Here is a 20905-nt window from a genome sequence, read left to right on the forward strand (position 1 = left end):
CTGGGTCGCCAAGCTGTGCGCACAGCTCGCATGCGGTGCGCACAGCTTGTCAAGCTGTGCCTGAACATCGCCCGCCCCCGGCCACTCGGAGCCACCGTGACGCAGCCCGCCTACCAGCGCATCGCGGATGACCTGCGGCAACAGATCATGGAGGGGGTGCTGGCGCCGGGTGACAAGATCCCCTCGCGTCCGCAGCTGCGTGAGCGTTACGGCGTTTCGGACGCGGTCGCCCTCCAGGCCGTCCGGCTGCTCATCTCCGAGGGCCATCTGGAAGCGCGCTCCGGGTCCGGGACGTACGTGCGCCGCCGCCCGGAGCTCAGGCGGATCTCGCGCTACTGGTACAAGGAAGGCCGGACCACCAGCCCGTTCCGCGAGGAGATGGCCAGGCAGGGCCGGACCGGCGACTGGCGTGTCTCGTCCTCGACCGAGCAGGCCACCGAAGCGGTCGCGGAGCGCCTCGAGATCGCGGTGGGCGACGACGTCATGTGCAGCCGCTACACCTTTCTCGCCGACGGACGGCCCGTGATGGCGTCGGTCTCGTGGGAGCCGCTTGCGATCACCCGTGGCACGGAGGTCATGTTCCCGGAGGAAGGGCCGTACGCGGGTGCCGGCGTCGTCGCGCGGATGCGGGCGATCGGGCAGGAGGTCGAGGCGGCGGAGGAGGTCGTCACCGCCCGGCCGATCCTCGCCGCCGAGGCCGAGCGGCTCGACGAGCCGGTCGGCGCGATCATCATGGTGATCCGGCGGACGTACCGCACCACCGACCGCCCGGTCGAGACGGCGGACATCGTCATCCCCACCGATCGGTACGAGTTGGGCTACGTCATCCCCGTCGAGTAGTGCCTGGCCGGGTTCCCATCTGGATCACGGTTAGGATCTTGGTGTGCCCGTACGGCAATACGTCTACTTTGCCCTCTTCAGTCGGCATGTGACGGCGCATGAGATGACTGCTGTGCTGAGGATCGCTCCCGACGAGGTGTCCGTCCGCGGCAGCCGATTCACGACACCGACCGAGGTGCCGGTGTCGCACGCCTGGGAGATCGTGTGCCGGGAGCCCGGCCTGTGCGTCGACGAACAGATCACTCGCGTGCTGGACAGGCTCCGGCCCCATGCCGATCGCGTCGCCGGGCTTGCCGCTCGTCTGGCCGCGGACGACGAGGAACACGGCGGCGCGGTACTCCAGGTCGTCCGCTACTTCGAAGACGCGGACCCGGGATCGGAGGAGCAGGCTCTAGGCTCTCCGGCGCCACAGGAACCGAATCTCTTCGGCTGGCATCTGGACGGCCCCACACTGGCCTTCCTCGTCGAACTCGGGGCAGAGCTCGACGTGGACGAGTACGACCTGATCTCGCAAGACGACAATCCCTGACGCCCTCAACATCGTCCCGGCCGACCGGTACGAGCTGGGTTACCTCGTCCCCGTCGGCCAGGGCCTCGCGGCCGACGCGGTAGAGGGGCGGGTGCCTCAGTCTTCGGCGGCCTTCGGTGCGACCACGGACAGGGCCGGGACGGAATTCCAGTGGTCATCGAAGGTGTTCGTCCGCCATCGGGCGTTCGTGTCGACCGCTTCGATCACCCGGCTCGTCGCCTCGTGCACGCGGTCGCCGTCCCAGGGGCCGTGGGGAACGCGGTAGACGACATCCATGGTCAGGATGTCCATCAGTTGCCGGGCGCCAGTTGGGATAGGAGGTCGGCTATCTCGTATGCCGGGCGGTCTTCGCCTGGATGTCGTCCGGGCGGAAGCCGTGCGGCAACCGGGCGAGAGGAATCTTTTCTTGAGGGGTGTGTCGATTTGGGGGGTGGGGGTGCGTCATTACCGTGCAACCGTCTCTAGGTGTGAGGAGTGCGCGGTGAAGTATCTGCTGCTGATCAATACGTGGTCGCCCGAGTCGGGGGTGGAGCGGCCGGCCGGGGAGCCGACGGTGGAGGAGTTCATGGCGTTCGAGAAGGCGGTGACCGACGCGGGGGTGAAGGTCGACGGTCAGGCGCTCGATCTCGAGCACGCGACGACCGTGCATGTGCGCGGGGACGGGAAGCGGGTCGTGACGGACGGGCCGTTCGCCGAGACGCGGGAGATGGTCGGCGGCTACTACCTGATCGACGTCCCCGACCTGGACGCGGCGCTGGACTGGGCGGCGCGTTGTCCGGGGGCCAGGTACGGCACCGTCCAGGTCCGGACGGTGTGGGAGCCGGACGCGGCGTGAGCGGGGAGGGGGCGGCCGGTTCCGTCGAGGCGGTGTTCCGCGAGGACCGGGGCCGGCTGCTCGCCCTGCTCGCGGCCAGGTTCGGGGATCTGGACCTGGCCGAGGAGGTCGTGTCCGACGCGATGGAGACCGCGTTGGAGCGGTGGCCGGTCGACGGTGTGCCGGACAGGCCGCCGGCGTGGCTGCTGACGGTGGCGCGCCGCAAGGCGCTCGACCGGATCCGGCGCGATCGCGTGCAGGCGGCGCGGCTGGCGGCGCTGCGGGTCGAGGCCGACCGCGCCGCTGAACCGGGTTTCGACGACATCCCGGACGAGCGGCTGCGGTTGTTCTTCACCTGCTGCCATCCCGCGCTGCCGGTGGAGGCGCGGACGGCGCTGATGCTGCGTTTCCTCGCGGGCCTGACGACGCCCGAGGTGGCGCGCGCCTTCCTGGTGCCGACCGCGACGATGGCGCAGCGGATCGTCCGGGCGAAACGGAAGATCCGGGACGCGCGCATCCCGTTCCGCGTGCCGGGGCCGGAGGAGCTGCCGGGCCGGTTGCCGGGGGTGCTGCGCGCCGTCTACCTGGTCTTCACCGAGGGGTACGCCGCCAGTTCGGGTGACGGGCTGATGCGTCCCGGGCTGGCGGACGAGGCCGTCCGGCTCGCTCGGATCCTGGACGGGCTGCTGCCCGGGGAGCGGGAGGTGAAGGGGCTGCTCGCGCTGCTGGTCCTCACCGATGCGCGGCGCGCGGCCAGGGTGGACGCGGCGGGGAACCAGGTGCTGCTGGAGGACCAGGACCGGACGCTGTGGGACGCCGGCCTCATCGCGGAGGGGCGAAGGCTCGTCGTCGCGGCGCTGACGGGGCCCGGTGCGGGGCCGTACGCGGTGCAGGCGGCGATCGCGGCGCTGCACGACGAGGCGGTGAGCTTCGACGACACGGACTGGCCGCAGATCGTGGCGCTGTACGACGTGCTGCTGCGGATCGAGCCGTCCCCGCTGGTCGCGCTGAACCGGGCGGTGGCCGTCGCGATGCGCGACGGGCCCAAGGCGGGGCTCGTCCTGCTGGACGACCTGTCCGGCGCCGCGGAGCTGCGCCGCTACCACCTGTTCCACGCGGCGCGGGCGGATCTGCTGAGCCGCCTCGGCCGCCGCGCCGAGGCGGCGGACGCCTACCGGGCCGCGCTGGCCCTCACCGGCAACGAACCGGAGCGCGCCACGTTCCAGCGCAAGCTCACCGCGCTCACCGGCGGTTCCCGCGAGCCGGGCAGAGGTCTTTGACGTACCGGGCGGTTAGGAGCAGAGGGCCGTCTGGACGGCGGTCTCCATGTCGGCGTCCTGGGCCTCGGAGCCGCCCGGGTCGAGGTTGACCATGGCGGTCGCCTGCCTTCCGTCGGACGTGGCGCCGGTGACCGTCTCGAATCCGAGCATGTCGCCGGTGTGCCCCCAGTAGAGGCCGCCGCAGGGCAGTGGCCTGCTCTCCAGGCCGAGGCCGTAGGCGCGGCCGTCCGAATTGCCGGTCGAACGGGTCCGCATCATCTCCCGCAGCTCGGCGGGGCGCAGGAGCTTGCCGTCGAGCAGGGCGCCCATGAACCGGCCCAGGTCGCGCCCGCTGGAGATCATCCCGCCGCCCGGCCCGGCGACCGAGGGGTTGAGCTCGGTGACGTCCATCAGCGGCGCGCCCTCGCCCGGCCGCACGTACCCGCGCGGATGCGGCCCGGGGATCGCCGGCGAGTCGCCCGGCACGGACGTCGCGTCCAGCCCGAGCGGCTTGATGACGCGGTCGCGGATCTCGTCGCCGTACGGGTGGCCGGTCACGCTCTCGATGAGCAGCCCCGCCACCATGTAGTTCGTGTTGGAGTACTTCCAGCGCGTGCCGGGCTTGAACACCCGGTGGTGCGCGAGCGCCGCGTCCACCATGGCGCGGAGGTCGTGGTGGGCGAGCGGGTCCTTGAGGATGTCCTGCGGGGTGACGTAGTCGAGGTAGTCGGGCAGGCCGCTGGTGTGCTGGAGCAGCTGCCGGACGGTGATGCGCCGACCGTCGTTGCCGTGCCCCCGGATGACGCCGGGCAGGTAGCGCTCGACCGGCGCGTCCAGCGCGACGCGGTGCTCGCCGACCAGCTGGAGCACGACCGTCGCGACGAACGTCTTCGTCACGCTGCCGATCCGGAAACGGCTGTCGCCGGGGACGGGCGTGCGGGTCTGCACGTCCCCGACGCCGCTGGTCAGCGCGGTGGTGCGGCCGCGCCGGTCCCGGACGTCGAGGAGCGCCCCGGGCGCGCCGTCGGCGGTGGTCAGCCGGTGCAGGATCGCGGGCAGCCGGGTGTCGCCGGTCGAGGCCGCGGCCGGGTCCTTCGGCACGCCGGTCCCCGCCAGCGCGCCGATCGCCAGCCCGAACGCGAGTGCGCCGCCCATCGCCCGCTTGTGCTTGATCACGTGTGGTCCCTCCAGGTCGTGAGGGCCTTCACGCTAGGAATCGCGGTGCCGGACGCACGTCACCCGCGAGAGCCAACGTCCGCGTGGCGCCAGGGTCGCGGTGGTGATCAGTCCTGGTCGTAGACCGTGACGTCGAGGTCGGCGAGCTCGGCGGTGACGAGGGACTCGATGCGGCTCCAGCGGCCCCCGGCCAGGCCGCAGCCGATGCGCGGCATGTGGACGGACGCGCCGAGGGCGGCGGCCTCGGCGGCGAGCCGGTGCAGGCACTCGCGGACGGCCTCGTAGCGGATCGGCGGCCCGGCGCTGCGCGAGGTCCTGGTGCCGTGCTGGCCGATCATGTTGGCGACCCAGATGTCCGGCTTGACCTGGACGATCTGGACGGCGCCCAGCCCGAAGTCGTTGCGCGCGCGTTCGCGGTGCCAGCTCCGGTAGGCGGCCTCGGGCTCGGGCCAGCGCTTCGAGACCGCCTCCACGAACCCTTTGCCCCAGCCGCCCCGGTCGTTGCAGATGTGCGCGATGACCTTCGGGCCCTTCGCCTGCGGCGAGGTCGCGTCGCCCTTGAGGTATCGGATCCGCCCCATGTCGGCGACGCTATCCGCGCCCGCCGACAAAACCGCGCCCGCCGACGGCGGCCCTTCTGATGTGGCCTTCTAATGTGGCCTTATGAGCCACACGCCGCCGCACGGGCACCACGGCCACCAGCACGGGCACGGGCACGGGCATCACCACGACGACGAGGACCAGGTCGAGATGCTCGATCTGAGCGCGGAGATCCTCGCCGAGCACATCGCCGCCACGACCGCCTGGCTGCCGGTCGAGGGAAGCCCGCGCAAGATCGTGGATCTGGGCTGCGGGACGGGTGCCGGCACCTTCGCGCTGCTCGCCCGCTTCCCGGAGGCGCACGTGACCGCCGTCGATTCCTCGGCCGAGCACCTCGATCGCCTAGAGGAGAAGGCGCGCGCGCAGGGCGTGGACGAGCGAGTAAGCCTCGTCCGGGCCGATCTCGACGCGGACTGGCCTGACCTTGGCACGCCGGACCTGGTGTGGGCCTCCGCCTCCATGCACCACATGGCCGACCCTAACCGCGCGTTGCGCAAGGTCCGCGACCTGCTCGCGCCGGGTGGGCTGTTCGCCGTCGTCGAGCTGGCCGGTCTCCCCAACTTCCTGCCCGACGACGCCCCGCAGGACCGGCCCGGACTGGAAGCGCGCCTCTACACCGCCGCCGACCGCTCCAGTGCCGAGGAGATGCCGTATCGCGGCGCCGACTGGGGGCCGATGCTGACCAATGCCGGATTCGTCGTGGAAGGCGAGCAGGTCTTCACCGCGAACATCGAGGGCTCCCGCGACGAGACGGTCGGACGCTACGCCCTGGGGACCCTGCGGCGCGTCCGCGCCGCCGTCGCCGACGAGCTCGCACCGGACGACCTCGCCGCGCTCGACCGGCTCCTCGACACCGGCGGCCCCGGCAGCATCCTGCACCGCGACGACCTGGCCCTGCGCACCGAGCGCACCGTCTGGGCCGCCCGCCGCGGCGGCTGAGCCGCCCTATCCGCCGGAGGCCAGCATGCGGGCCAGGACGATCAGCGCCTGCGCCCGCGGTTCGAGGGTCTGGACGGACGGCGCCACGGAGTCCGCGGAGATCAGCACGCCCGCGGACACCGCCCAGGCCGGGGCGTGGCCCGACAGCATCGCCGCGCGGATCGGGGGCGTGAGCAGCCGCACCGCCTGCTGCTCGCCGGGCCCGCGGATCAGGAACCGCTTGTCGAAGTCCGCGTCGCCGGTGCCGACGCCGCGGACCGGCATGAAGAACCCGCCGATGGCCGTCCGCTTGACGACCTCCACGTCCTCGTATCCCGGGCCGAGGAACAGGAAGTAGCGGGTCAGGTCGTGGGTGGACGTGGTGCGGCTGTCGCCGGTGCCGCTGCTCTCCGTCCACCGGTGCCAGACCAGCCACATCGGGTGCTCGCGCGTCGTCGCGACCGCCAGCTTCGTCCGCCGGGACCGCGCCGCCTGCGCGACCGGGCCCGGCATCGGCTGGTCGGCGGTGATCGGCCACCAGCCGCACTGGGCCGCGTACGCGTGGAGCGCCTTGATGCGCCGGCTGTTCTGCACCGCCGCCCACACGATGCCGACCACGACCAGGGCCACGATCCCGAAGAACAGGAAGGGGAAGACGGCGAAGACGTCGGGCCCGGCGGCCGAGGGCGCCGCGAGCGTGTGGTGTCCGGTTGGGCCGGCTGCCGCGAACATGCTCGTTTCGACGTGTCCGGGTGGAGGTGAGTTCGGCCGGGGCCACGTCCGGCCGCGAAGTGTGCCCGGAACCCGCGTCCGGGAGGCGCGTCCGGAAGCCGTCAGGGGAGTCGGCGGGTTCGGGTGACGGGGCGGGAGGCGTGCGCTACTGTGTTCGAATGAGTCGAACAGAAGTTCGACTTGTTCGGACCCGCTCGCCGGGAGGCGACATGGTGGCGATCGCGGCCCCACCTCTCAACCGCACCGCACACGCTCCCCACGGGACGGTACCCGGGGGCGCCGACGGTCGCGCGCGGCACGGCGGGCGGCACGAGCACGCGACACGCCGCAGCGGTTTCTACCCAAATCTACGGCCGCAGCTATATCGCCTCATAGAGTCCGAGAGCGTGGACCCCGTGCGCAATCCCTATGCCCCTGGCGCCGGGCAGCGCCCTCCCGAGCTGGCCGGCCGCGACCGTGAGCTGAGGCAGTTCGAGGTGGTGCTGGAACGGGTGGCCCGAGGCCGCCCGGAGCGCAGCATGATCATCACCGGGCTGCGCGGCGTCGGCAAGACCGTGCTGCTCAACGCGTTCCGGTCGATGGCGATCCAGAAGCTTTGGGGCACCGGCAAGATCGAGGCGCGCCCCGACCAGTCGATCCGGCGGCCGGTCGCGTCCGCGCTGCACATGGCGGTGCGGGAGCTGGCCCCCCGGCACCGCGCGCCCGACCGGATCGAGGCGTTCCTCGGCGTCCTGAAGGCGTTCGCGCAGGCCGGGCCCGAGCCGTCCGGCACCAAGGCGAAGGCGCGCGCGCACCGGTGGCAGCCGGGAATCGACGTGCCCGCCTCGCGGGGCCGCGCCGACTCCGGCGACCTGGAGATCGACCTGACCGAGCTGTTCGTGGACGCCGCGTCCGTCGCGACGGACGTGGGCGCGGGCATCGCGCTGTTCGTCGACGAGATGCAGGACGTCCCGGCCGACGACGTGTCCGCGCTGTGCGCCGCGTGCCACGAGCTGTCGCAGATCGGCGGCCCGCTGATCGTCGTGGGCGCGGGCCTGCCGCACCTGCCCGCCGTGCTGTCGGCGAGCAAGTCCTACTCCGAGCGGCTGTTCCGCTACGCGCGCATCGACCGGCTCGACCGCGAGTCCGCCGACGTCGCGCTGCTCGCGCCCGCCGAGCGCGAGGAGGTCACCTTCACCAAGGACGCCCTCGACGCGCTGTACGGCGCGGCCGACGGCTACCCGTACTTCGTGCAGGCGTACGCGAAGGTCGTGTGGGACGTCGCGCCCGACACCCCGATCACCGCCGAGGACATCCGGGTCGCCGCGCCGGAGGCGGAGAGCGAGCTGGCGGTCGGCTTCTTCGGCAGCCGCTACGAGCGCGCGACGCCCGCCGAGCGCGACTACATGCGCGCGATGGCGATGCTCGGCGACGACCCGGTGCCGACGGCGGCGGTCGCCGACGAGCTGGGCCGCAAGCCGTCCAGCCTGTCGCCGGCCCGCGACGGCCTGATCAAGAAGGGCCTCATCTACAGCGCGGAACGCGGCATGGTCGCGTTCACCGTCCCGCACTTCGGCAAGTACCTCCGCTCCCAGCCCGCCTGACGGGCGCAAGGGTTCTCTAGAGCTTTCTAGCGTCAGCGCTAGGAGCCGTTATAAGGCTGCATCGGTTCTCGTCGTCCGATGCTTATACGACTTTCTAGCAGAAGTGCTAGAGAGCCGTAGATTCTGCTCGCCTGCCTTCCGAGGTTTCTCTAAGGCTTTCTAGCTTCCTTCCTAGAAAGAGCTATAGATAGACAGAGGGTGTTGTCCGTCATCGCGGTTGTTGCGCGGAGTTATCTGGGTATGGGCCGGATGTGCCGGATCTGGCGCGAACGCTGACGACGGGGGGATCACGATGGACGAGCAGGACCGCTACCGGGGCCAAGACCCGGACGACCTGTACTCGACCCGCGAGGAGGACGCGTACGCGCGCGGCGACGAGCCGGACTCGTCGACGGGGTCGTCGGAGTCACGGGGCACCGACGAGCCGACGATGCGGCAGGAGCAGGGCGGCCAGGGCTACGGCCACGGCCCGTACGGCTACCAGGACGAATCCGGGTTCGAGGGCGGCGGCCACGGGTTCGGGCAGGACGACGAGTACTCCTCCGACATGGGCGGCATGCACGACGAGGGCATCGCGAGCCGCCGCCCGCACCGCCAGGACGACGAGGACGAGCTGTACGGCAACCAGCTCGACGACCTGCACGACCGGGACGAGGACACCGACGAGAACTGGTGACGCGCTTCGGTCATGGGCCGGCCGCGGCTCAGCCGCCGCCGGGCTTGAACACCGGCCGGGTGGACGGGTCCGGCGTGTGCGGCGGAAACCGGTCCAGTAGGGCGAGCGCCTCGTCGATCGCCCGGACGAGTTGCGCGTCGGTGCCGTTCGCGTGGTCGTGTGGCGTTATGTCGACATTGATGTCGGGGTCCGTTCCGTAGTTCTCGACCCGCCAGCCGACGTCGTCGAAGGCGAACGAGAACTCGGGCTGCGTGGTGACGGTGCCGTCGGCGAGGCGGTGCCGGGGCCGGATGCCGACGACGCCGCCCCACGTCCGGCGGCCGATGAGCGGGCCGAGCCCGAGCAGCTTGAAGGCGTGGCTGAAGATGTCGCCGTCCGAGCCGGTCCGCTCGTTGGTGATCGCGACCATCGGCCCGCGCGGCGACTCGCGCGGGTACGGCATCGGGACGCCCCAGCGCGGGAAGTTGTAGCCGATCCGGCGGCGCGCGAGCTTCTGCAGCAGCAGGCCGGACACGTTGCCGCCGCCGTTGAACCGCACGTCGACGATCAGCGCCTCGCGGTCGTACTCGGCGAGGAGGCCGCGGTGGAACTCGGCGAACCCGTCCGGGCCCATGTCGGGGACGTGCAGGTAGCCGGCGCGGCCGCCGGTCCGCTCGTGGACGAGCGCGCGGTTCGCGGTGACCCAGTCGCGGTACCGGCCGGGACGCTCGTCGGCGAGGGTCTTCACGGCGACGGTGAACGGCGCGGCGTCCCCGCGCCGGAGCGTCAGCAGCACCTCCTCGCCGGCGAGGTTCACCAGCCGCTCGCCGGGGACCACGCCGCCCGGCGCGACGGGCTCGCCGTTGATCGCGACGACCGCGTCGCCGGGCCGCACGTCGATGCCGGGCCGGTTCAGCGGGGAGGTGGCGGCCGGGTCCCACGGGTCGCCCTCGATGATGTGCGCGATCACGAACCGGCCGTCGCGGACGGCCCAGTCGACGCCGAGGAAGCCCTGCTCGTAGACGGGGCGGCTGCGGTACTCGCCGCCGATCTCGTAGGCGTGGGACGTGCCGAGCTCGCCCTGCATCTCCCACAGCAGGTCGGAGAACTCCCCACGAGTTGTCACTTTGTCGACAAGCGGGAGGTAGCGGCGGTACACGGCGTCCCAGTCGATGCCCGCCATGTCCTCGTCCCAGAAGTGCTCGCGTTGCAGCACCCACGTCTCGCGGAGCATCTGCCGCCATTCGGTCGCCGGGCACACCGACACCTTCACGCGGTCCAGGTCGATCCAGCCGCTGCGGCGGCCCGGCCGGTCGTCGGCGGGCTGCTCGCGCCCGGCCGTGACCAGCCGCAACCGCGACCGCGACCGGTACAGCAGGGTGACGCCGTCGCGGGCGAGCCAGAAGTCGCCGACGTCGCGCAGCCGGGTCCGCGCCTGCCGCGCCGCGAAGTCGAACGCGTCGACGCGGCCGAGCGCCGGGTCGTCGCCGCGGCCGCCCTTCACCGGGAACACCGAGTACAGCGCCCCGCCCCTGACCCCGGCGATCCGCCCGTACCGGCCCTCCGCGACCGGGAACGCGACGACGCGCCGCTCGATCCCGTCGAAGTCGATCGCCAGCCGGGACGCCGCCGCGACGCTCGCGCCGAGACCGGGACCGGTGACGTCGCGCGCGTCCGACCCCTCCGCGAGGCTCGCCTCACCGGGCGCGGGCGCCTCCTCGCCGGCCACCGGACGCGGCGCCGGCGCGAACGGCGACGGCACGTCCCGGCGCAGCGTGATCGCGTAGGGGCGGGCGCCGAGCGGGAAGCCCCGGTCGAACTGGAGCGTGTCGGACACCGGGTCGAACACCCGCTGCCCGATGAAGTACAGGTGGCGGCCCAGCGGATCCCAGGCCGGCGCGCGGTCGTGCAGGACGGGCCGGGTGACCGGCGCGACCAGGCCCGTCTCGGCGTTGCACACCTTGATCGCGGTGGTCTGCGCGGACGTCGGGCAGGCGTAGGCGAGCCACTCGCCGCCGGGCGACCAGGCCAGGCCGCTGATCGCGCCGTACGGGCTGACGTCCAGCGGCACCGGCTCCAGCGGGCCGTCCCCGTCCGGTTCGAGCAGGTACAGCTCGTTGCGGTGGTTGGTGAACGCGAACCGGTCCGCGGCCGGTGACGGCGCCAGCTCCAGCACGCGGCCGACGTCCCCGGACGTCTCGGCGTGCGCCGCGTCCCGCGCGCCGGACGCCGTCAGCACCACCAGCCGCTCCCGGCCGTCCTCGCCGGACGCCGCCGCGATCAGCCGCCGGTCGTCGTTGAACCAGGTCAGCAGCCGGTACCGAACGCCGTCCTGCCGCCCGTGCTGCCGGACGGGCCCCTCCCACGCCGCGAACGAGTACGCCTTGCCGCGCGTGGTGATCGCCAGGCCGTCGCCCGCCGAGTTCACCGTGACCGTGTCGAGGTACTCGGCGGCGGGCACGAACCGGCGGTTGCGCTGCGTGCGGGAACTGCCGAGCCGCACGTCGACGCGGCGCGGCCCGGCGTCGCCGTCCGGGTCGAGGACGTACAGGTCGGCGGCGGCGTGGTAGACCAGCCGCCGGCCGTCGTCGGCGAGGTTGCGGGCGTAGTAGTCCTCGTGGTGGGTGTGTCTGCACAGGTCAGTGCCGTCGGGCAGGCACGAGTAGACGTTCCCGACGCCCTCGTGGTCGGACAGGAAGTAGACCCGGCCGCCGACCCGGCAGGGCGCCGCGAGGTTCCCGTCGAGCTCGATGAGGCGGCGGAACCCGCCCGAGCCGTCCGGGTCGGTCCACAGGTCGCCGGCGGTGCCGCCCCGGTACCGCTTCCACCTGGCCGGATCGGCGGTGTTGCGGCCGATGACGACCGCGCCGCCCGGCCCGTAGGTCGCGCTGCTCGCCGGCCCGTACGCAAGCTCGGCCGGGATGCCGCTGCCGTCCGGGTCGATCGCGTACAGCCACTGGTAGCCGCGGAACGGGCGCCGGACATCGCTGGCATAGACGATCCGCCCGTCCGGGTCCCAGCCGGTGATCGTGCAGGACGTCCCATGGAACGTCAGCCGCCGCGCCGCACCGCCCGCCGCCGGCATCACGTACACCTCGGCGGGGCCCTCCTCCCGCCCGACGAACGCCAGCAGCCGCCCGTCCGGCGACAGCCGCGGATAGGCGGCCGCCGCGACCCCCGCCGTCAGCCGGTACGCCCGGCCGCCCGACGCGGGCACCGTCCACAGGTCGTCCTCGCACACGAAGACGACGTCGTCGCCGCAGACCGACGGGAACCGCAGGTAGCCGCCGCCGTTTCCCCCCACCCGCGGTCAGTGCCCGCTCTCCCCGCGAGGAATCTCTACGGCATTCTTGGACGCGTCCAAGAGACGCTTAGACAGCGGTCGGCATCCGCGCCGGGACGAGCGCCGCCCGGACCGCCCGCCCCCGCTCCGCGGTGGACACCGCGAACACGATCTCGAAGTCCCGCCCGTCCCGCCGGGCCGGGAACACCACGAACCGCCAGCAGCCCTCCCGCCACACGTCCAGCGGAACCGCGCTCGCCACCGCGTTCTCGTGCTCCAGCCACGCGGCGCTGTCATAGAGCGCCGCGTACGTCTCCGACATGGGGCTGCGGCGCCGCTCGCACGGCGCCTCCGGACGCCCCAGCCCGCGCGCGCGGGACCGCCGGTCCAGCAACTCCCGCAACTCGGGGGACAGCGCCGCGAACAGCGCCAGCTCCAGGATCAGCACGGGCCCCACCTGCGTGTGCTCGTCGCGCAGCACGTCCAGGCCCGCCATCGGCGCGCCCAGCGACGCGATGCCCGCCCCGGTGAACAGCAGCGCGCGCGCCACGCTGCGGCGGCCGACCCGCTTGGCGCTGAGGCCGCCGAAGCAGCCGCACCCCGCGTCCGGCCGCCGCACGCGCAGCTCCCCCACCACCCACGTCGCCGCCGCGAACGCCAGCGTCGTGGCCAGCCGCACCGAGAACTGCGAGGTCACCAGCAGCGCCAGCCCGAGCACCCCCTCGCCGAGCCCGAGCCCGACGTTCAGCCCCCGGCTGCGGCGCAGCGCCGCCAGCCCCGCGAGCCCCGCCGGGACCGGCACGCCGTGCACGTGGTCCGGCGCCTCCGCGACCCGCTCGCGGATCGTCAGCTTCGCCAGGCACGCCGCCAGCAGCACCATCGCCAGCAGCAGCACCTGCGTGTTCTGGAACGTCACCATCCCGGGGCCTCCTCCGCGCCGCCGCCGAAACCGATCGCCGGGACCTCCGGCCGCGCGAGCACGTTGAAGCACCCGGCCTCCAGATCGCCGCCGAGCCCCACGAACGTCTCCGGGGTCAGCTCCACGATCCGGCCGCGCGGCGACGCCCCGCACTCCACGCACCGGTCGCAGAACCGGGCCGCCGCGCAGCCGCACTCCACCACCGGCACCCGACCCGCCCGCCCCGTGCACTCGTTGTGCACCGTGATCTCGCTGCCGACCGACAGGTACGGGAACGCGACGCAGCCGGACGGTGCGTCCGCGCACCCGCCGCCGTCCCCCTCCGGATCGACCGCCGGATACGCCGCGCCGCGCGGCACCGGCGGGTTCGCGAACCAGGTCGCGGTCCCGCGCAGCACCGCCGGCGCGGGCGCCGCCGGCTCCGGCCCCGCCAGGTCGTCGGCCCGGTACCCGGGCTGGGACGTGCCCGGACGCACCGCCTGCGTCCCGCTGGGGGACCGCACGCAGATCACGTCCACCAGGTAGCCGGGCTCCAGCCGCGGATGCCGGACGAGCACCTGCTGGAGGGCGTGCGGGGGGATCGTCACATGGGCGCGCCCGCGATGGGGGCCCATGTCCACCTCCCAGACATCCCGCCCGCACGCCAGCAGGGTGCCGGCGACCCGGTCGGCGTCGACCCAGATCCGGTCGATGCCCGGGCCGTCGGCCTTCGGCCGCACGATCGCCTCCCGTCCGGGGCGCAGCGCGGCGAGGCCCCCGCGCCCGCCGTGCCACACCGCCGTGTCCCCGCTCATCGCGAGCCGCAGCTCGGCGCCGTCCGCGTCCAGCACCAGCAGGTGCGGGCTCGCGTCCAGGATCGTCCCGGACAGCGCGCCGAGCGGCCGGCCGGCGTTCTCCGGCAGCCCGGCGCCGGCCTCCGGGGACGCGCCGAGCACGGCCTCCCGGAGACGGCGGCGCCTGGCGGCGCGGCGGTGGGGCAACGGCATGGCGGCACTCCGGCTCGATCTTCACGGGGGGTGACGTCTGTTAGGACGGCGAGTCAAGAGTCACGCGCGGTGCACGCTCTGTCGACGGATTTGTCGCGATAAGTCGATGGCCGGGAGACGTTCAATCGACCTGGGATGAGGATTATTAACTGGTTGACCCGGATATGTACTTTAAGTAGGACCGGAATTACGATCAACCTGAGATCGTCAACTGTACCGGGAACCGGCGCGGACAAGATCCACTGCCCCTCGCCGGCTCCGCGCGACCCCTGGTTCGGTGGTGACGGTGAACAGCACGCGGCACGAGGAGTTCCGCGCCTACGTGGCGGACCGCGGCCCCACCCTGCTGCGCGCCGCCAGGCGGCTGACCAGCGACCGGGCCGAAGCCGAGGACCTGCTGCAGGCCGCCCTCGCCAAGACCTACCTCGCCTGGGACCGCATCCAGGACCGCGCCGCCGTCGACGGCTACGTCCGCCGCGCCATGGCCAACACCCAGATCTCCTGGTGGCGCCGGAAAAAACTGGATATCTATCCCACGGACCAGGTTCCCGACCGCCCGGTTGACGATCACACCCGCCGCGCCGAAATGCGCGACGCCCTCGGCCGCGCCCTCGGCCGCCTCCCCGAACGGCAGCGCCTCGCCGTCATGCTCCGCTATTACGAGGACATGTCCGAAGCGGAGATCGCCGCCGTTCTCGGCGTCAGCATCGGCACCGTCAAGAGCACCGTCTCCCGCGCCATGGCCCGCCTCCGCGACGACGAGGGGCTGTACTAGCCCAGGGGGGCGACCCCCTGGAACCCCCGTTGCGACGGACGAGGCGTTTCCCGCTCCGCTAGCGCTCCGCGCGAAACGCCTCGTCCGTCGTCGGGCAGGCCCGCTCCGCTCGCTGCACTCGCTCCGCGTGCCTGCCCGTGGCTGTGTTTTCCCAGGGGGGCGACCCCCTGGAACCCCCGTCACGGTCGGTGAGCCGTTTCCCCGCTCCGCTGGCGCTCCGCGGCGAAACGGCTCACCGACCGCCGGGCAGGCCCGCTCCGCTCGCTGCACTCGCTCCGCGTGCCTGCCCGTGGTGGGTGGCTGAGGTTCGGGCCGCCGGGCCGGGGTCGAGTTGGCCCGGTTCGGGGTTCGAGCTGTCGGGGGCGGGGTCGGGCGCGAGCTGGGCGGTGGCTGAGGTTCGGACCCCCGGGGGTTGGGGTGGGCTCTGGGCAAAGGGCGGTGGGTGGGCTAGAACGGAGTTCCGCAGCTGAGCCGGAGGTGTGCCGTGTGGAGCACCATGCAGGACTTCCCGCTGACCATCACGACGATCATGCGGTACGGCACGCAGGTGTGCGGGGCCGTGGAGATCGCTACCTGGACCGGGGACGGCGCGCGGCGCCGGAGCTACGCCGAGGTCGGTGAGCGCGCCGCGCGGCTCGCCGGGGCGCTGCGCGCGCTCGGCGTGGACGGCGACCAGCGGGTCGCCACGTTCATGTGGAACAACACCGAGCACCTGGAGGCGTACCTCGCGGTCCCGTCGATGGGGGCCGTGCTGCACACGCTGAACCTGCGGCTGTTCCCCGACCAACTCGTGTACATCGCCAACCACGCCGAGGACTACGTCGTCATCGTCGACGGGTCGCTGATCCCGCTGCTCGCGCCGGTGCTGCCGCAGATGAAGACCGTCCGGCACGTCGTGGTGGTGGGCGAGGGGGACACGGCGCCGCTGGAGGGCGCGGGCAAGGAACTGCACTCGTACGAGGAGCTGCTCGCCGGCGCGCCGCCGGAGTTCGCGTGGCCGGAGATCGACGAGCGGTCCGCGGCGGCCATGTGCTACACGAGCGGGACGACGGGCAACCCGAAGGGCGTCGTCTACTCGCACCGGTCCGCGTACCTGCATTCGCTGTCGGTCTGCACCGGGAACGCGCTGGGGATGAGCGACGCCGACGTGGTGCTGCCGGTCGTCCCGATGTTCCACGCGAACGCGTGGGGGCTGCCGTACGCGGCGATGCTCGCGGGCGCGGCGCTGGTCATGCCGGACCGGTTCCTGCAGGCGGAGCCGCTGGTGAAGCTGATCGAGGCGGAGCGTCCGACGGTCGCGGGCGCCGTCCCGACGATCTGGTCGGACGTGCTGCGGTACACGCGCGAGCACGGGTCCGACCTCAGCTCGCTGCGGCTCGTCCCGTGCGGCGGGTCGGCGGTGCCGGAGGCGCTGATGCGCGGGTTCGACGAGATCGGCGTGCGGATCGTGCAGGCGTGGGGGATGACGGAGACGTCGCCGGTCGCGACGATGGCGCACGCGCCGGCGGGCGCGGAGGGGGAGCGGGCATGGCGGGCCCGGGTCAGCCAGGGGCGGGTGCTGGCGGGCCTGGAGATCCGGGTGGTCGGCGACGGGGACGTGGTGCTCGCGAACGACGGGGAGGCCGTCGGCGAGGTGGAGATCCGCGGGCCGTGGATCACCGGCGCCTACCATCGCGACGAGGACCCCGGCAGGTTCCACGACGGCTGGCTGCGCACGGGCGACGTCGGCAACCTGTCCGCCGACGGGTACATGGTGCTGACCGACCGGGCGAAGGACGTCATCAAGTCCGGCGGCGAGTGGATCTCCTCGGTGGAGCTGGAGAACCATCTGATGGCGCATCCGGACGTGATCGAGGCTGCCGTCGTCGGGGTCCCGGACGACCGCTGGCAGGAGCGCCCGCTCGCGTCCGTCGTCGTCCGCGAGGGGGCGTCGGTCACGGCGGCGCAGCTCAGGGAGTTCTTGAGCGACCGGGTGCCGAAGTGGCAGTTGCCGGAGCGCTGGGCGTTCATCGCCGAAGTGCCGAAGACCAGTGTCGGAAAATTCGACAAGAAGGTGCTGCGGCGGCGGTACGCCGAGGGCGGGCTGGAGGTCCACGATCTGACCGGATTCTGACGGCCGGTCATGAACGAAGTGATCACGGAGAGATGCGGGCGCTTCACCGCTGGGTCACCGGTATCGGCGATTTCATGAGATCGAGTGGTGTCGACCGGGCCGAGGGGTGTATGCAAGGTGGGCTGATTGTCCGGACGGCCCCTTTCGGGGCGGACTCCCATGCCGGTGCCGGGAGCGTGTATGCCCAGGTTGTCCCCCTCTGAAGACGTGGCGGACCGGAAACTGGTCCAGGGTCTGAACGAAGGCGACGAGGCGGCGCTGGCCACGCTCTATGACGAGTACGGTGAGCGCCTTTACGACTACGCGTTGTCAATGACGGGGGACGAGAAGACCGCTGCGGGGATCGTCCACGACACCTTCATCGACGCGTGCCGCCGCGCCCCCCGGATGCGCGACCACCTGCACCTGAGCTCGTGGCTGTACGGGGCGGCCCGGCGCCGGTGCATCCGCCGCGGCCGTCCGCGGCACCTGTACTGGGATCGGGACGCCGAGTTCTCCGACGCTCCCTTCCTGGAATGCGCTGATGCCGCCGACACCTCGGGCTGGCCGCCGTCCGCCGAGCTGCACGGCCTGCTGCGGACCGCGCTCGCCGCCCTCGACCCGGTCGACCAGGAGGCGGTCCTGCTGGCGTTCCGGCACGACCTGCGGCCCGCGCGGCTCGGCGCGGCGCTCGGGATGTCGGGACGGCGCGCCGCCGTGCGGGTCAGGCGGGGCGGTGCGGAGATGGAGGCGGCGCTCGCCGCTGAGGTCGCGCGGGCCGTCCGGGCCTGCGCGGCGTCCGAGGCGCCCGCCGCCGTGCCGGGCGAGCCCGCGGAGGAGGGCCGGCCCGCCGCCGTCGCGGTGCTGGCGGCCCGCCCGCCCGCGCCCATCCCGGACGAGCCGGACGCCGACGACGCCCCGGAGGAGGCCGGGCCGCCGGTGCGGCGCGGGCCGCTGTCGGCGGGGCTGTGGCAGACGCTGCACCGCCGCGGCGCGGCCGCCGAGGAGGCCGCCGACCCGTCCGCCGACGAGCACGCCGCGGACTGCCCGGACTGCCGGGCCCGCCGCCGGGTCCGGGCCGCGCCGCTGCTGCGCCGCGCGCCCGCGCCCGTCCTGCCGGCGGCGCTGCGCCACCGCGTCATGCACACCGCCACCGACCCCGAGCTCGCCGGTTACCGCGCGGACATCGCCGCGCGCGGCGGCGCGCTGACGCCGGAGGGCCTGCCGAGCCAGCCGGACGTGCCGTCGCCGTTCACCCGGCGCTGGCTGTTCACCGGCGGCGGGATGGTGGGCGCGCTGGTCGCGGCGGTCGTGGCGGCGCTCGCCATGGGGCCGGGGATCGGCGGCGGCACGCTGTCGTGGCCGCCGTTCCACAACCAGCCGTCGATCAAGCACGAGGGCGGGCACGACGGGAAGGGCAAGGACCACGGCGACCACCGCGGCGGGCCGCCCGGCTCGTCCGGCGCCCCGTCCGGCACGCCCGGGGGCACGTCCGGCGCGCCGCTCCAGCCGCAGACGGACGAGAAGAGCCCGTCGCCGCCCGCGACGTCCGCGCCGCCGGCGCCGTCGCCGTCCGGCCCGAAGCCGCCGGCGCGGCCGGGGGTGCTGGTGGTGAACCCGGGCACGGTCGAGATGTACGGGACGAAGACGGCGCAGGTCAGCCTGTCCGCGCGGAACGGCCCGGTGACGTGGACGGCGATGACGTCCAACGGCGAGCTGGTCCTGTCGCAGATGCAGGGCGGGGTGGCCAGGGGCGGGACGGCGAGCGTGACGGTCACGCTGCGGACGGCGATCATCGGGCTGCCCGGGCAGGGCACGCTGACGTTCACCGACTCCGAGGGCGCCGTCCACCGGGTCACCGTCAAATGGGGTGCTTCGCTCCTGTAGCGGGCGGTTCGGCCCCGGCGAGGTGGTCTCTGATCATCTCGAGGTGCTCGCCCAGCGCGTCCTGCACGCGGGCCTCCATCGCCCGCGCGATCAGCGGGTCGACGACCATCTTGACCAGCGGCCGCATCCGGCGGACGACGGCGGCGACCTCGGTGACCTCCTCGCCGCCCGGCTGGTCCCCGAGCCGGTCGAAGACGTGCTCCTGGACGAGCCCGACGAACCGTCCGGCGATCACGTCGACGTCGCCGCGGATCCGCTCGGCGATGTCGAGCACCGCGTCCAGCGGGATGCCCGCCGCGACCAGTTCGGCGCCGACGTGCAGCAGCCGGGGGCTCGGCACGCGGAACTTCTCGCCGTCCGGTTCGATCAGGCCGAGCGCGATGGTCCGCTCCCGGATCCGGTCCCGCTCGGCGTCGTCCAGCCCGGCGCCGAAGATCGCGATGAGCTCGTCATAGCCGACGGTGCCGGGGATCTCGTCCGACCAGGGGTCGGTGAGGACCTTCTCCAGGCCGAGGACGTCGCCGACGTCCCTGCCGGTCTCCCAGGCCGTCAGCAGGTCCTTGATGACCGCGAAGGTGTAGCCGCGGCCGAGGAGCTGGCCGATGAGCCGCAGGCGCGCGAGGTGGGAGTCGTCGTACAGGCCGACGCGGCCGGCGAGGCGCGGCGGCGGCAGCAGCCCCCGGTCCTGGTAGGCGCGGATGTTGCGCACGGTGGTCCCGGCGGCCCGCGCCAGGTCGTCGATTCGGTACTCGGCCATGCCCCGCCCGCCGGTTGCTTCGTCTTGACCGCCGCGATCTTACTCCGCCATCATTGTGACATTGATCAATGAGACATAGAGGGGGAGTCCATGACGGACCCCGGCGGACCCCTGGACATCGAGGAGACCCTCCTCGGCGGTCCCCTGCGCTACACCCGCAAGGAGGTCGAGGCCCTATCCGGCGTCCCGGACGCGTACGCGCGCCGCATCTGGCAGGCCCTGGGCTTCCCCATCCCGCCCGACGACGAGGCCGCCTTCACCGACGGCGACGTCACCGCCCTCCGCGAGATCAACGAGGTGCTGGGCCACGACCTCGTCGACGAGGACACCGTCCTGCAGCTCGTCCGCGCCGTCGGGCAGACGATGGGCCGGCTCGCGAGCTGGCTCGGCGACGTCTGGCTGCAGCGGCTCAGCGTGCTGCCGGCCGACCAGCCCGTCACGCCCGACCTGGTCACCGCCGCCCTCGCCGCCACCGAGGAGCTGCGGCCCGCGTTCGAGCGGCTGCTGCTGCACGGCTGGCGCCGCCAGCTCACCGCCGCCGGGATGCGCGCCGCCGCCGTCACGGCCGCCGCGCCGTCCGATCCCGCGGCCGGCCTCGCGCACCTCGCCGTCGGGTTCGCCGACGTCGTCTCCTTCACCCGGCTGAGCCGCAGCCTCGACGCCGACGCGCTCGCCGCGTTCGTCGAGCGCTTCGAGTCCGCGTCCGCCGAGATCGTCGCCGACCTCGGCGGCCGGATCGTCAAGACCCTCGGCGACGAGGTGCTGTTCGTCGCGACCGACCCGTCCGCCGCCGCCGAGATCGGCCTGCGGACCGCCGAGCGCTTCAACGAGGACCCCGAGTTCCCGAAGGTCCGCGTCGGGCTGGCGTACGGCGAGGTCATCCAGCGGCTCGGCGACGTCTTCGGCACCCCGGTGAACCTCGCCGCCCGGCTCACCGCCACCGCCTACCCCGGCACCGTCCTGATCGACGGCGAGATGGCGTCCGCGCTCCCCTCCGGCGGCCGCTTCGACATCGCGTCGCTCCGCCCGCGCCCGCTGCAGGGGCTGGGGAGGGTCAGGCCGCGGCTTCTGCGCCGCGCCCCTGGCGACCGGCGCTGACC

Annotated in this window: 19 protein-coding genes; 11 read left to right on the forward strand and 8 right to left on the reverse strand. The window is 73.1% G+C overall.

The features are described 5' to 3' along the window. Window positions 1-96 precede the first annotated feature (96 nt). Both J4709_RS44705 and J4709_RS44710 read left to right on the forward strand, forming a co-directional pair. Window positions 97-840, forward strand: coding sequence for a GntR family transcriptional regulator (locus tag J4709_RS44705; protein ID WP_208251415.1), 744 nt, complete (start codon window positions 97-99; stop codon window positions 838-840). Window positions 841-883: 43 nt separating this feature from the next. Next, complete coding sequence (locus tag J4709_RS44710; protein ID WP_208251417.1) at window positions 884-1369, forward strand: DUF4279 domain-containing protein; 486 nt, start codon at window positions 884-886, stop codon at window positions 1367-1369. 96 nt (window positions 1370-1465) lie between these two features. Here J4709_RS44710 and J4709_RS44715 read toward each other — a convergent pair whose 3' ends face one another. Beyond that, on the reverse strand, window positions 1466-1660 hold the full coding sequence (locus J4709_RS44715) for a hypothetical protein (RefSeq protein ID WP_208251419.1): 195 nt from the start codon (window positions 1658-1660) through the stop codon (window positions 1466-1468). Window positions 1661-1850: 190 nt separating this feature from the next. Here J4709_RS44715 and J4709_RS44720 point away from each other — a divergent pair, with 190 nt between their 5' ends. Continuing rightward, entirely contained in the window at window positions 1851-2204 is a 354-nt protein-coding gene (locus tag J4709_RS44720; protein WP_208251421.1) for a YciI family protein, read from the forward strand. Then, window positions 2201-3463 (forward strand): RNA polymerase sigma factor, encoded by a 1263-nt coding sequence (locus J4709_RS44725; RefSeq protein WP_208251422.1) that lies wholly within the window; start codon window positions 2201-2203, stop codon window positions 3461-3463. Before J4709_RS44720 ends, J4709_RS44725 begins: the two co-directional genes overlap by 4 nt. Window positions 3464-3475: 12 nt before the next feature. Here J4709_RS44725 and J4709_RS44730 read toward each other — a convergent pair whose 3' ends face one another. Together J4709_RS44730 and J4709_RS44735 are read right to left on the reverse strand one after the other, a co-directional pair. Further along, window positions 3476-4618, reverse strand: coding sequence for a serine hydrolase domain-containing protein (locus tag J4709_RS44730; protein WP_208251424.1), 1143 nt, complete (start codon window positions 4616-4618; stop codon window positions 3476-3478). Window positions 4619-4725: 107 nt separating this feature from the next. Then, window positions 4726-5199 (reverse strand): macro domain-containing protein, encoded by a 474-nt coding sequence (locus J4709_RS44735; RefSeq protein WP_208251432.1) that lies wholly within the window; start codon window positions 5197-5199, stop codon window positions 4726-4728. A gap of 82 nt (window positions 5200-5281) precedes the next feature. Here J4709_RS44735 and J4709_RS44740 point away from each other — a divergent pair, with 82 nt between their 5' ends. Continuing rightward, entirely contained in the window at window positions 5282-6157 is an 876-nt protein-coding gene (locus tag J4709_RS44740; protein ID WP_208251434.1) for a class I SAM-dependent methyltransferase, read from the forward strand. 6 nt (window positions 6158-6163) lie between these two features. On the opposite strand, the gene J4709_RS44745 is transcribed toward J4709_RS44740, so the two are convergent. Next, complete coding sequence (locus J4709_RS44745) at window positions 6164-6868, reverse strand: hypothetical protein (RefSeq protein ID WP_208251436.1); 705 nt, start codon at window positions 6866-6868, stop codon at window positions 6164-6166. Window positions 6869-7254: 386 nt separating this feature from the next. Between J4709_RS44745 and J4709_RS44750 the strand changes: the two genes are divergently transcribed. Beyond that, window positions 7255-8451 carry an ATP-binding protein gene (locus J4709_RS44750; protein WP_208251438.1) on the forward strand — a complete coding sequence of 399 codons (1197 nt, stop codon included), beginning with the start codon at window positions 7255-7257 and terminating at the stop codon, window positions 8449-8451. Between the two features lie 292 nt (window positions 8452-8743). Continuing rightward, window positions 8744-9127 carry a hypothetical protein gene (locus J4709_RS44755; protein ID WP_208251440.1) on the forward strand — a complete coding sequence of 128 codons (384 nt, stop codon included), beginning with the start codon at window positions 8744-8746 and terminating at the stop codon, window positions 9125-9127. A gap of 28 nt (window positions 9128-9155) precedes the next feature. Here the strand turns inward: J4709_RS44755 and J4709_RS44760 are convergent, their stop codons facing one another. The 3 genes from J4709_RS44760 to J4709_RS44770 form a co-directional block, all read right to left on the reverse strand. Continuing rightward, window positions 9156-12410, reverse strand: coding sequence for a S41 family peptidase (locus tag J4709_RS44760; RefSeq protein ID WP_208251446.1), 3255 nt, complete (start codon window positions 12408-12410; stop codon window positions 9156-9158). A 67-nt stretch (window positions 12411-12477) separates the two neighbouring features. Continuing rightward, window positions 12478-13308, reverse strand: coding sequence for a MauE/DoxX family redox-associated membrane protein (locus J4709_RS44765; protein ID WP_208251448.1), 831 nt, complete (start codon window positions 13306-13308; stop codon window positions 12478-12480). After that, window positions 13302-14294 carry a hypothetical protein gene (locus tag J4709_RS44770; protein WP_208251450.1) on the reverse strand — a complete coding sequence of 331 codons (993 nt, stop codon included), beginning with the start codon at window positions 14292-14294 and terminating at the stop codon, window positions 13302-13304. Before J4709_RS44770 ends, J4709_RS44765 begins: the two co-directional genes overlap by 7 nt. Window positions 14295-14580: 286 nt before the next feature. Between J4709_RS44770 and J4709_RS44775 the strand changes: the two genes are divergently transcribed. From J4709_RS44775 to J4709_RS44785, 3 genes are all read left to right on the forward strand, one after another. Then, on the forward strand, window positions 14581-15069 hold the full coding sequence (locus J4709_RS44775) for a SigE family RNA polymerase sigma factor (protein ID WP_208251452.1): 489 nt from the start codon (window positions 14581-14583) through the stop codon (window positions 15067-15069). Between the two features lie 484 nt (window positions 15070-15553). Beyond that, window positions 15554-17182 carry a long-chain fatty acid--CoA ligase gene (locus J4709_RS44780; RefSeq protein ID WP_208251454.1) on the forward strand — a complete coding sequence of 543 codons (1629 nt, stop codon included), beginning with the start codon at window positions 15554-15556 and terminating at the stop codon, window positions 17180-17182. Window positions 17183-17389: 207 nt separating this feature from the next. Further along, window positions 17390-19048 carry an RNA polymerase sigma factor gene (locus J4709_RS44785; protein ID WP_208251455.1) on the forward strand — a complete coding sequence of 553 codons (1659 nt, stop codon included), beginning with the start codon at window positions 17390-17392 and terminating at the stop codon, window positions 19046-19048. On the opposite strand, the gene J4709_RS44790 is transcribed toward J4709_RS44785, so the two are convergent. Continuing rightward, window positions 19023-19805, reverse strand: a complete 783-nt coding sequence (locus tag J4709_RS44790) for a MerR family transcriptional regulator (RefSeq protein ID WP_208251457.1) — start codon at window positions 19803-19805, stop codon at window positions 19023-19025. The two genes, J4709_RS44785 and J4709_RS44790, sit on opposite strands and share 26 nt — an antisense overlap. Window positions 19806-19895: 90 nt before the next feature. Between J4709_RS44790 and J4709_RS44795 the strand changes: the two genes are divergently transcribed. Further along, window positions 19896-20903, forward strand: coding sequence for an adenylate/guanylate cyclase domain-containing protein (locus tag J4709_RS44795; protein WP_208251459.1), 1008 nt, complete (start codon window positions 19896-19898; stop codon window positions 20901-20903). The last annotated feature ends 2 nt before the right edge of the window (window positions 20904-20905 follow it).

It is taken from the genome of Actinomadura violacea (assembly GCF_017573465.1).
GTDB classification, from domain to species: Bacteria; Actinomycetota; Actinomycetes; order Streptosporangiales; family Streptosporangiaceae; genus Spirillospora; species Spirillospora violacea.